The sequence below is a fragment of the Paenibacillus sp. BAC0078 genome (assembly GCF_054483875.1).
Genome location: NZ_JBTLRW010000001.1, coordinates 249,872 through 261,906, shown reverse-complemented (window position 1 = coordinate 261,906; position 12,035 = coordinate 249,872). Strand labels below are relative to the sequence as shown.

The window sequence follows — 12,035 nt, the reverse complement described above, 5'->3', positions numbered from 1 at the left end:
AATAAAAAGAGCCGCATCTTAACACGGCTCTAAGTATTATCTTCTTATTGCCCGCCTGTATTTGAAGCCCAGACAGGATACCAGCCTCTATTCAAGTCCGTAGTGTTGTACAGAACTAAATTTCCGTCATCTTGAACGATGAGAAGGTCGCCCCGGAGGTTTGCCGGTACATTATTTGGTCCGTACCACGCATTAGCCCATGCATTATTGTCTGACGTCCAATACGGAGTATTATTAGAATCCATTAGCTTGAGTCTTCCGTTATATTGATCAATTCTGAGCTGTGATATTCTAAGATCGCGGGTATTGGTGTGCCATAACATAGTGCGTTTGCGGTTGTTCCATAGCTGAATATCTCCAGAAGTGGTAAAATTCAGGGAATACGTAATGTTGTTTGATACTAGCGGATTCGAATTCATAATAAATGATTCGTAGACCGTGAGCCGTTCTCCGTATGCAAATGTTCGTGGGGAAACAGGGAGCAGGAGCATAAAAGCCGCGAAAAAAAGAAGAATAATCTTTTTCATAATAACCTCTTTTCTGGATTATTTTTGTAACTACTCTTCAAATATACCATATAATTTTAAATAAATGTATAAAAATCTCATATTACAATTTATGAATGGAAGACTGGCAAAAAATAGCCCTAATAGAATAAGACCCGCTTTAGCGCTTTGGCTAAGACGGGTCTTGTTTGGTGTATTGTATATTAGATCCCGCGTGAGCTAAGCGCTCTGTGAAGTAATTGCTGCTTCTGCGGATTCTCGCAGCTTAAGTCTTTTGTGTGCAGTAATGAGGAACGGCAACCCAATTGCAGTCGTAAGTGCGAGCGGCACGAATACGGCCGGGCCATTGCTGGCGCCGAACTGATCGAGCAGCACACCGCCGAGGATCGGAGCCATGACGTTGCCAAGGTTATTGAAGCCAATTGTGCCGAAATAAGTGCCTTTCCATTCAGGCTTGGCAATCCGGTCGATCAGCATATCCATCATCGTGAAGAGCAGCACTTCGCCAATCGTAAACAGCACAACACTGAACATCAGCAGGGCCACCCCGCCATTTAACCCGAACAGCAGCATGCTAAGTGCTACACAAATATTCCCCAGAATCAAAGGAACAAGCGGCGGAAATTTGCTGGCCGTGCGGACAATCGGGTATTGTACGACCAGTACTGTGACTGCGTTGAGCGACAGCATGTAGGAAAAAATCTGCCCGCCGTTCGAGAAGTGAGGGTTCACCGCCAAATATTGCGCCAGCGTGGAGCTGAAATGCCCATAGCCGAGCACACAGAAGATCGTTCCCAGCAGTACCGGGAGAAACACGCGGTCGCGTCCGGTTGTCGCCAGAGCTTCACGCAACTGCGGAGCGTGGGCTTTCGAACGAACTGGCAGGCTGGCGCGGTGAGCAGAGAACTGCATGAATAGCACCACTCCGTAAGCAACGTACACGATTCCCGCAATCAGGAACGGAAAGGTTGACTTGGCTGAACCAAGCTGCAGGCCGATGATAGGACCGAACACTACACCCAGATTCACCGCCGCATAACGCAGATTAAACACGAGCAGCTTATGGTCAGGCGGTGTTATATCTGAGAGCAGCGCACGTGAGGTTGGTTCAAATACAGCACGGCATAGGCCGTTCAATGTATTGACCAGGAAGAATACCCAAAGATGCTGGGCTGACGAGAAGCCGAAGAAGACACAGGCCCAGCCGAACACGGAGACCAGCATAACAATTTTGCGGCCAAAGATATCGGATATGTATCCGCCATAAAAGCTGATGAGCACACCGGCCAAAGAGCTGACAGCTACAGTTAGACCAGTCTGGGAATGTGATGCGCCAAGGACTTGCGTCAAGTAAATGGATAAAAAAGGAATGCTCATTGAGGTCACTAAACGCCCGAACATCGTACCGATAATGATGGTCCAGGCCAATGGATGGATTTGCCGCAGAGTCTGTTTCATGTGATTGTGGTTCTCCTAATCTTCCTGCTGAATTTTGAGACTGCTTATGTAAGCTGCTATGAAATAAAAAACGGCTTGTGTATAATTGTAATGATAAAAGGGGGAAATAAAAGTGTAAGAATTATTCGATGTATTTCACCTTTAAAAAGGAGCACCGGCAATGGATACCAACACCGCACATTTTATAGATTTGGCAAGAGCGATTAATAATCCTTTTAGAATCCAGGAGCCTATTCCCGTTACGATAGACAGCTTATCTGCGGCTCTGTGCTGTACTCCCCGTAATGTGAAATTTATTTTGCGCAGGCTTGAAGAGGGAGCGTATATACAGTGGAAGCCAGGGCGGGGAAGAGGGCATACTTCTGAATTGACCTTTTTGCGGGGAATTGATGAGGCTCTTGAAGCTAGTTTTCAGGAGCTGATGGAAAAAGGCAAGATTAAGGAAGCCATTGACCTGATTCGTGTCACAGAGGCCAATGAGACGTTAAAGGAACGGCTGCTCAGCTCGCTGAATATCCAAATGGGCTTTCATACTGAAGCGGAAACCGCCTCGGGACAGGATGTGCTGCGCATGATGCGTGGACGCCGTCTGGAGAAGCTGGACCCGGCTTTTATTTTTACAGCTTTTGAAGCTTATTTGCTGGGGCAAATCTGCAGCACGCTGGTTACCTATGATGCCTCGACCGATTCTTTTCTTCCGGGGCTGGCTCACACGTGGGAATGCAGCGAGGATCACACAATGTGGGTCTTCTATTTGCGCAAAAGCGTGCGGTTCCATCACGGCAGAGTGATGACTTCCCGGGATGTAAAGGAAACCCTCCAGCGCTTATTTGATCTGAACAGTCCGGCCATCCGGAGTTATGAGGATATTGAGCAGATATGCGTAGAGGGGGAGCACTGCATCCGATTCCATCTGCGCCGTCCGAATCTGTTCTTCCTGCATTTGTTCAGTTGCATATATATGAGTATTCTGCCTTATGATGTGGATATCCGTACGGAGCTGATCGGGACTGGCCCCTACCGTATCAGTGATTTGAGTGAAGATGTGCTGGTGCTCAGCGCATTTGACCAATATTACGGAATCCGTCCGCACCTGGACCGCGTGGATATTTGGGTTGTGCCGGACTATGGCTCGAATGAGCGTCACTACGAGCTGCCGGGCGCAGACCGGATGAAGCTCCCTTCGGATCGCTGCGGGACGAACAGCATTGACTATCCGGCTTGGGGATGCAAGTACATGCTGGTTAATTTCCGTAAAAAAGGAGTACACCATAAGCTGGCTTTTCGGCAAGCGCTGCGAATCCTGTACAATCAAGTAGCTCTAGTAAGGGAACTGGGCGGCAACCGCATTACACCGGCAGACAGCTTCTTGCCTTGGAAGAGCAGTCTTAGAGATTGGAAGGAGCCTTCACTGGAAGAGGCACGCGAGCTGTTGGCCAGCAGTGGTTATCAAGGAGAGAGCATCATTCTTGCATACACGGTGTTTAAAGACCTGGAAGAAGCAGATTGGCTTAAGCGTCGCGGAGCAGAGATAGGGCTGAATATTGAGCTGCAGACTTACATCCAATCCCACGAAGAGGACTCAATCAGCACAGCCCATCTGATCATGGCGGAGGAAATTCTGGAGGATGATTGGCAATGGGGATTGATTAATTATTTTAAGAATGAAGCCAATTATTTACATGCCTATCTGGAGCCTGAACAAAACGCTATGCTGGACCGGGAACTGGAGAACTTTGCACAATTACCCGGAGAGGGCCGGGCTGAGCTGCTGGATAAAGTGGAAGGAATCATCCGGGATCAATGCTGGCTGCTGTTTGGTTGTCATGTTAACAAGAGAGCCCAGCTCAATCAGAGCCTGCTCGGTCTGCATGCCGGCTCATTTGGTTTCCTAGATATCTCCAAGCTGTGGATTAAGCCGGCGCACTGAGAGTATGCAGATTCCATCAAGTCTGCTATACTCTCAAAAGAGACTATATCGAATCCATTCGAATGGTACTCTAAGAAGAATGAATTTTATAGCTGCAAATGTAAAGCCATGGAGGTGAACTCGCCATAATTTTGCTCTGATCCGTAAGGACCGAGACAAAAGAACGGTCAAAACTTGACTCTTTTTTTGCCTTTCGGACCTTTTTAGATGAGATGCTAAGAGGTCTTTTTGTTTTGCCCAAAATAAGCTTAAGAAAGGTGGAGTCCAATCATGACAACACAGATGAAACATGGTATAATGCGATTTCTGATCGTGGGGGCAGGAGCAATCGGAGGTTATTTCGGCGGCCGTCTGGTTCAAAAAGGGGAGAACGTCACTTTTCTGGTCCGGGCTTCCAAACAGGCGCAGTTAGAAGCAAAGGGGCTGTCCATTCACAGCGTGCATGGAGATTATCAGACACCGGTTCAAACACTTACATATGGTGAGGAAGATGAGCCGTTCGATTGCATAGTTCTGGCGGTCAAAGCCTACCATTTGCCCCAGCTGCTGATTGACCTTGCACCTTATGTTGGTGAGCAAACTGTAATTCTTCCTTTACTTAATGGATACAGCCATTTCGAGCTTCTGCAGCAGAGATTTGGTCAGCAAAAAGTGCTGGGTGGTCTGTGCTACATTGAAACTACGCTGGACCCACAAGGGGCAATCATTCAATCCAGCCCGTTCCACAGCATTGTGTTCGGAGAGTGGACAGGCGGGGAGTCAGAACGTTCTCGGTTGCTGTATAACCACCTGAGCAATGCCGGATTCACAGTTACGTTAAGCCAGAATATCCAGCAGGAAGTGTGGCAGAAATATATATTTGTAGCCAGCTTAAGCGGAATTACTACATTAATGGATAGCTCGATTGGACCTATTCTAGCCGTCCCGCAATCGCGTGCGATATTTAGCCAGCTTGTGAATGAGATCGTTGCCCTTGCCCGCAGCGCCGGAATGCCGGTGGGCCAGGACATGGAAGCGGCTACTCTGCAGCGGATGCAATCTGCGCCGCCAAGCATGACCTCCTCTATGCATCGGGACCTGCAGAAACAACTGCCAGTTGAGACGGACCATTTGCACGGTTCACTCCTTGCCTTGGATACTGCGGGAAAGGGTACTCATCCTGTCCTTGAAGCGGTGTACGCCCGGTTAAAAGTATATGAAAGCCGTTAATATGAAAAAAGGGAGTGCTGCGATTGCGGCATTCCCTTTTTTGCGCCAATTGCTTCCAGGATGATCCTTGTCACCCCGCTTGCTTGCCATCGCATTTTTTACAGACGGTGAGCTTTTCGCCAGAGGGCCCTTTACCGAAATACAAAAGCTTGATTCGTGTGCTGCCGCAGATCGGACAAGTTCCTCTGCTACGGGACGGAGTACGCCATAGTGCTTTGCCGCGCTTGTTTTTAGACATGCTGATCCCACCTTCGCCCTTGATACGCTATCTTATGCACAGGTAGTAGGCAGGATTCCTCGGGGAATCCTTGGCTGCCAGAGATTAGGGATAGATCATACTTTTAATGGATAGAATATGATTTACATTCGCGGAAAAGGGACGTTTATTCCAAGGAATAGATGGAAAGGGAAAAATAAATGTTTGTACGCGCTGATGATAAAATCACAACAAGCCAAGCATCTCTATTCTTGACGAATTCGGTACTGGGGGTGGGAATTCTCACTTTGCCCAGAAATGTGGTGGAATCCGTCAAGACACCGGACGCATGGATGTCTGTAGTGCTCGGTGGGATTATTGTAATGTTGATTATTGTGATCATGGTGAAATTAAGCCAACAATTTCCTGGCAAGACCATCTATCAATACTCCAAACAGATCGTAGGAGGGTACCTGGGAGGATTTTTATCCTTGTTTTTAATTGCATACTTTCTACTCAGTGCCGGATTTCAGAATCGCGTATTGGGAGAAATTGCGATGTTTTTCCTGCTCGAAGGAACACCCATTTGGGCAATCATCATTCCTTTTATCTGGATTGGGGCATATTTGGTGTTTGGAGGAATCAATTCCATCTCCAGGACATATCAAATTGTTTTCCCGATAAGCCTCTTTATCTTGATGTTATGTTATGTCTTAAGTATCAGAATATTTGACATTAACCATCTGCGTCCTGTACTGAGTGAAGGACTCATGCCTGTAATTAGGGGACTGAAATCCACTGTACTCGTCTTTACGGGGTGTGAAGTGGTGATGGTTATCACAGCCTTCATGCAGCATCCGGAGAATGCGGTCAAAGCCATGTTAACGGGAATTGCCATACCTATGACCTTATACATCCTCACTGTGGTTATGGTTGTTGGAGGCCTGTCTATAGATTCTGTGATCACGAGTACCTGGCCTACTATTGATTTAGTGCGCAGCTTTGAGATCTCCGGATTCTTTTTTGAACGTTTCGAGTTTCCTCTACTGGTGATCTGGATGATGCAGATGTTTTGTATCTTTAGCAGTTTTTTTTTTAATGCTGCTTTGGGGATCTCGCAGGTGTTCAAGATTAAATTTGTCCCTGTGATCTTCGGGCTGATGCCGGTGATTTTCATCACGGCCTTAATTCCCATACGAATCAATGATGTATTTGCCGTTGGGGATATTATTGGAAGGATGGGAATCCTATTGTTTTTTCTACTGCCGGTGCTGCTTTCAGTAGTTCTGATCATTAGAAAGAAGGGATTGAAGCAGGAGGTGTAAATGTTAACATCTCTTTTTAAAAAGACAACTGAAAAGGCCTAAAAACAGCGTATAACATAAATTATACGCTGTTTTCGTTCTGATGGATTTTTATAAGTGAAATTGGGTAATTGGACAGCTTGAAATGAGGCTATTTTGGGCGATTCCAGATGTTATACCGTCTATTCGGGCAGCTCATGGTATAATGAATCAAAAATAGGCGGGGTGAAATTCGGTGACGCAAGGTAGCATCAAAAAAAGCTGGAGAGCGGAGAAGCTATCGCAGCTTGGTTCCTCTATTTTCTCCGAAGTGGCAGAATGGAAAGCGGAAGCCCACGGTTCGGGCTTAACGGTTATAGATTTGGGAATTGGAAGTCCCGACGGTGCGCCAAGACCTGAAATTCGTGAGGCGTTAAGTTCGGCTGTACTGCGAGAAGATTGTTATTCGTATCCGTCCTCCAAAGGAAGCCTGGCTTTCCGTAAGCAGGCGGCTGCCTGGATGGACAAGCGGTTTGGAGTCAAGGTGGATGCAGAGGAAGAGGTGCTCGCGTTAATGGGGTCCCAGGACGGACTTGCCCATCTGGCGCTCGCGATTTGCAATCCCGGAGATTTAGCCATTGTACCGGACCCTGGTTATCCGATTTATTCCGGCTCGCTGGCGATTGCCGGGGTACAGCCGTGGTATATTCCTTTGCTGCAGGAAAATGATTTTATACCTGATCTGGATCAAGTGCCGGATCAGGTATGGAAGGATGCGGTGTTCATTCTGCTGAACTTTCCGGGGAATCCGATTTCCACAGCGGTGGATGCGGCGTTCTTCGAGAAACTGGTGGCCTTGGCCCGCAAATGGAATGTGCTGATTATCCACGATCTGGCCTATTCCGAGATGGGCTTCGATGGGTATAAGCCGCTGAGCATCCTGGAGGTTCCGGGTGCGATAGAGACGGCTGTGGAATTTCATTCCTTCTCCAAAAGCTTCAACATGGCCGGCTGCCGCGTCGGCTTCTTGACCGGCAACCGCGAAGCTTTGGGAGCGCTGCGCGAGCTGAAGGGCAATATGGACTTCGGCGTGTTCGAGCCGATTCAGGAGGCGGCGGTGCTTGCCTTGGAGCTGGCGATGACCGATAAGGAGCACGGCGGGGTCGCGCCTCTATATCAACGCCGCCGTGATCTATTCGTGGCGGAGCTTGCCCGCGAAGGGTGGAGCGTGCCGGAGCCGAAGGCGACGATGTTCATCTGGGCCGCGCTGCCGCAGCAGTGGACCCGTATTTGGGATGGCGGCGGATCGCGCGCCTTTGCCCGTGATTTGCTGCTGAAGACCGGGGTAGCCGTAATACCGGGAGATGCATTTGGAGGGCAAGGCGAAGGCTTCGTCCGCATAGCTCTGGTGCAGAGCGAGGAGCGGCTGCTGGAAGCTGCGCGGAGAATCGGGGAGTATTTGCGGGGGCTATAAGCCGAGCGCAACAAGGCAGGCTAAACATGTAACACCTGGGCGACTGTAGCTGCCCAGGTGTTCTTTTGTAGCTGGAGATGTCACGGAATACTCTCTATGCAGCGCAAAACGGCTGCGTTATCTCAGCTCCTTAGGTAGCGGCACCGCAAACAATTTGTGCTCGGTAGGTATCAGCGCGATTCCGTTTACCACAGAGATGCTTCCATATTCTTTGGCGTTTGTTTGTAGTGTGCCAAGCAATGCGCCGGTATCTGCGTTCATGATAGAGAAGATTCCGTTCTCATGACCGGCGTAGACGGCTTTGCCGATTTTTTGCAGATGAATGACTGGACTAGCGGCGTGCTTGAATAAGATAGTTGCATTGTCTGCGAGGTTAACGCTTCTAATCTGCCGGTCTTTTTCGAAGTAAATTCTCCCGTCGACAGGCCCTTCCAGCCAGCTTCCGTAGGAATTGTAGCTCTGTTCGGCCCGTTGTCCCAGCGTAAACCGGGTAACAAACGGCCCGGGCTGCTCCATATTCTCGTCTACCGAATACACAGAAGAGCCCTGGATAATTGTGCGGGTATTGTAAATGGTGGCGGTATCCGCAAGCGGCTGGTAATGGTTTCGGGAAATGATTTTACCTGATCTGACATCTATGCTGGTGAGCGTCATTAAGTACTCCGGCGTGGATGGAGTTGCAGAAGCTTTACCTGCAGCGTATTTGCTTTCGCGCAAGCATAGCTGTCCATCTCTGTAGCCGGCATAAGAGTACTGTCCCTCGACTCTCCAACGCTGCTTGCCTGTAGCGGGATCAAGTCCGAAGAACTGGGAGCGGATGTTATCGACTGTGCTGGATACGAGCAATGTATTTTTGTATGTACCAATCAGACTGCCCACATACATGGGGATGGTCTGGTTTGCCCAAATTCTTTTTCCTGTAGCCGGGCTGTAAGCCGCCATCCCGCCGCTCTCATTGGCAAAATACACCACTCCATCAATCAACCTCGCCTGCGCCCCTATTTCAATGGGAGCCTTTGCCGCCTTTACCTTCCAGAGCAGCTTGCCGCTGTCCGCAGCAACTTTTACAAGCTCTCCTTGGTTGGTAATAAAGAACACGGAATTGTTCGTAATGATCTGCGGGTACGTCCCATCCTTATAAGTCCATTTGGTGCGTCCGGTTGTTATATCGGCGGCATTCAGACCGTTCCTTGTTGTATAAAAGGTCCGCCCCTGTGACGTTTGCTGCCCCTCTGCATACAATCCCTGAGCATCCTTGTTCACTTGCCATAAGGGCGTTAGGTTGGAGGAACTAACCGCAGTTGCGCTGCTGCTGACTGTTGCTGCGGATGCTTGTATAACTTCAGGTGTGTGGAAGGCGGCTCCGGTGGTGAGGAGGGAGGCTAAGAGAAGAGTGGTTGCTATCGCTACTGGTTTTGTCATTAAATTCAGCTCCTTGAAAAATGTATCTCTCTGTTAGACCCGCTTTATGCAAGATAAGTTTCACTTTTGAGGAAAAAAAACACAGTGTAGTATACATAAATAATATTATGTTAACTTAATGCTATGAAGCAGGCGGCAACGCTCTTGTCTCCAAGGTCGTTGCCGCCTGCTGTGAACTAAGAATAGCGCATTTTACAGCGCTTTACGACTAGCTTCCTGTGCTTCGCCAGGTGCAGGCTCAAGCAGGGAATTGTTGCGGCTTCGTCTCGCGTAGACGATCAGGAAGAAGAGGGTGGTGATCAGCAGCGGATAGCCGATAGCCCAGCCGGTAAAAGGAAATACAGCAGCAGTGGCTGCAAAGGAGATCCAACTGATCATTACGCCTAACCGATGATCCTTCAGGAGCCGGATTCCCGCCGCGCACCCCCCGATGTAGGTCAGGATGAAGGTGGCATTGGGGAACTGAATCAGTGTTGTAATGGAGAGCAGGCCGCTGCCATACAGAAATAGTACGGCTGCAAAACATAACAGCAGGAAGCCGATAGCTCCGGTCGGAGTCTGAAAGCGGTGGGACAAGCGGCCCATCCACCTTGGAGCATAGCCCTGCCGGGATAGAGCAAAGGCTACACGCGATGCAGCTCCGGTGTAAGCGATAATCGTCGCCGTACAGATGAACAGTCCGGTAAGTCCGGCAATGAATCCGCCCCAGGAGCCGAGCGGCTGGCTGATGATCCAGACAAGAGAAGAGTCTGCTCCGCCCCGGAGGTAGCTTTGCGTTCCAACGGTGGCGAGAGCGGAGAGGAAGTACAGCACGCCTACGATAATTGCGGCAATGGTAACGCCTTTGACTGCCGCCCGCTGCGGGTCTTTGAACTCTTCAGAGAGATGGGACACAGCCTCCCAGCCGATAAAACACCAGAATAAAATCGCTGCGGCCTGACCGATGCTCATCCATCCATGCGGGACAAAAGGTGTAAAATGCGCACTTTCCATCCGGGGCAGCGCTGCGGCAAACGAAAAGACCAAGACGGCAATAATTGCGATAACAACGGCAATTTGCACTTTGCCGGCTACCTGCATGCCGATCCAGTTCGTAACCAGCCCAATTCCCAGCATGGCAGCAGCCATGGCAATTCTGGCAGTGTCACTCCAGCCCATGGCTGCGGTCATATAGCCCGCTCCTGTTAATGCGGCTACAGGTCCGCCAATCGGCACCGACATCAGGAAGAACCAGCCGACCAGCGCTCCGGCCTTAGGTCCAAAAGCCAAAGTAACAAAATGGGAGACGCCACCGGCATTTGGATACTTGGCGGAGAGCAGGCCCATGGACAGGGCCAGGGGCAGAATCAGCAATGTCATAAAGCCCCAGGCCAATAGCGATGCCGGACCGGCCATTTCCGCAGCGAGACCGGGCACAATGAGGACCCCAGATCCAAGCACCGCTCCAATGTACAGGGCAATGGCCTGCGGCATGCCGATATTTCGCTTGAGATGATTCGTTTCCTTCATATAACAATCCCGCTTTCCTTGTAATTAACTATAGAGTATCAGATAATAGACCCATTGGAAAAACAGAAATATCAAATGGTATCCATTCAAAAAACCGATGATACCTCTGTAGAGGGGATGTTTCAATGGAATCAAGGCACTTATTTACGTTTCTGGCCGTGGTGGAAGCAGGCAGCTTTACACGCGCCGCCCTGAAGCTGGACTACGCCCAGTCAAGTATTACCGCCCAAATTCAGGCGCTCGAAGCGGAGCTGGGCCAGCCTTTGTTTGACCGCATCAGCAAAAAAATCATTCTCACGGATGCCGGACGCCGCCTGCTCCCCTACGCTCAGGAAATTTCCAGAATGCATACTATGGCTGAAGATGCACTGCGTTCGGAGACCGAACTGTCGGGAGCGCTCAGGATTGGCGCACCTGAATCCTTGGCAGCCTTCCGGTTGCCGGGGATTATTAAAGAATTCCGCGGGAGATATCCGCAGGTGCAAATTACCCTGAAGCCGGGGCTCTGCTGGGAGCTTACCGAGCTTGTGCGCTCAGGGGAGCTGGATTTGGTTTTTCTGCTTCAGCCGGAGACCGAGTATAAGGACATGCACAGCGAGACGCTGATCCATGAACCAATGACGCTGGTTGCGCCTTTGGGACATCCTCTCCTTGAGCTGGACGAAGTGCTGCCGCTTCATCTGAAGAACGAAACGATTCTCCATACCGAAACCGGCTGCACCTACCGGACATTGTTCGAGCGTCATTTGAACAGCCACGGTGTCTTTCCCGATCCCAAGCTGGAATTCTGGAGCATTGAGGCGATTAAGCAATGTGTGATGGCAGGGCTGGGCATCTCTTTTTTGCCGCTGATTACGGTCAGAAATGAGCTTGCCGAAGGCAAGCTGGCCCGCCTAAGCTGGAATGACGAGTCGCAGCGGGTCGCCACACAACTCGCGTACCACAGCAAGAAGTGGAAATCGCCGGCGCTTGCAGAATTTCTATCAATCGTCCAGCAGCATGCGGCGGAATGGAGAGCCTTAACCACTTGATTCTATTAAGCTATTCT

General features: G+C 49.8%; 9 protein-coding genes. 5 read left to right on the top strand and 4 right to left on the bottom strand.

Going from position 1 to position 12,035, the window contains the following annotated elements:
- Window positions 1-44: 44 nt before the first annotated feature.
- Both ACX1DY_RS01150 and ACX1DY_RS01145 read right to left on the bottom strand, forming a co-directional pair.
- The gene (locus ACX1DY_RS01150; protein WP_458962368.1) at window positions 45-527 is read right to left on the bottom strand and encodes a hypothetical protein; all 483 of its coding nucleotides are present in this window, start codon (window positions 525-527) and stop codon (window positions 45-47) included.
- A 198-nt stretch (window positions 528-725) separates the two neighbouring features.
- Window positions 726-1,964: an MDR family MFS transporter gene (locus ACX1DY_RS01145; protein WP_458962367.1), complete on the bottom strand. Its 1,239-nt coding sequence runs from the start codon at window positions 1,962-1,964 to the stop codon at window positions 726-728.
- Between the two features lie 160 nt (window positions 1,965-2,124).
- On the opposite strand from ACX1DY_RS01145, the gene ACX1DY_RS01140 reads away from it, so the two are divergent.
- From ACX1DY_RS01140 to ACX1DY_RS01125, 4 genes are all read left to right on the top strand, one after another.
- Window positions 2,125-3,894, top strand: coding sequence for an ABC transporter substrate-binding protein (locus tag ACX1DY_RS01140; RefSeq protein ID WP_458962366.1), 1,770 nt, complete (start codon window positions 2,125-2,127; stop codon window positions 3,892-3,894).
- Between the two features lie 270 nt (window positions 3,895-4,164).
- On the top strand, window positions 4,165-5,103 hold the full coding sequence (locus ACX1DY_RS01135; RefSeq protein ID WP_458962365.1) for a ketopantoate reductase family protein: 939 nt from the start codon (window positions 4,165-4,167) through the stop codon (window positions 5,101-5,103).
- A 417-nt stretch (window positions 5,104-5,520) separates the two neighbouring features.
- Entirely contained in the window at window positions 5,521-6,624 is a 1,104-nt protein-coding gene (locus ACX1DY_RS01130) for a GerAB/ArcD/ProY family transporter (RefSeq protein WP_458962364.1), read from the top strand.
- Window positions 6,625-6,838: 214 nt separating this feature from the next.
- Window positions 6,839-8,056, top strand: a complete 1,218-nt coding sequence (locus ACX1DY_RS01125; RefSeq protein WP_458962363.1) for an aminotransferase class I/II-fold pyridoxal phosphate-dependent enzyme — start codon at window positions 6,839-6,841, stop codon at window positions 8,054-8,056.
- A gap of 117 nt (window positions 8,057-8,173) precedes the next feature.
- Here ACX1DY_RS01125 and ACX1DY_RS01120 read toward each other — a convergent pair whose 3' ends face one another.
- Together ACX1DY_RS01120 and ACX1DY_RS01115 are read right to left on the bottom strand one after the other, a co-directional pair.
- Window positions 8,174-9,478 (bottom strand): outer membrane protein assembly factor BamB family protein, encoded by a 1,305-nt coding sequence (locus tag ACX1DY_RS01120; protein WP_458962362.1) that lies wholly within the window; start codon window positions 9,476-9,478, stop codon window positions 8,174-8,176.
- A gap of 192 nt (window positions 9,479-9,670) precedes the next feature.
- Entirely contained in the window at window positions 9,671-10,987 is a 1,317-nt protein-coding gene (locus ACX1DY_RS01115; RefSeq protein ID WP_458962361.1) for an APC family permease, read from the bottom strand.
- Window positions 10,988-11,112: 125 nt separating this feature from the next.
- On the opposite strand from ACX1DY_RS01115, the gene ACX1DY_RS01110 reads away from it, so the two are divergent.
- Entirely contained in the window at window positions 11,113-12,018 is a 906-nt protein-coding gene (locus ACX1DY_RS01110) for a LysR family transcriptional regulator (RefSeq protein WP_458962360.1), read from the top strand.
- The last annotated feature ends 17 nt before the right edge of the window (window positions 12,019-12,035 follow it).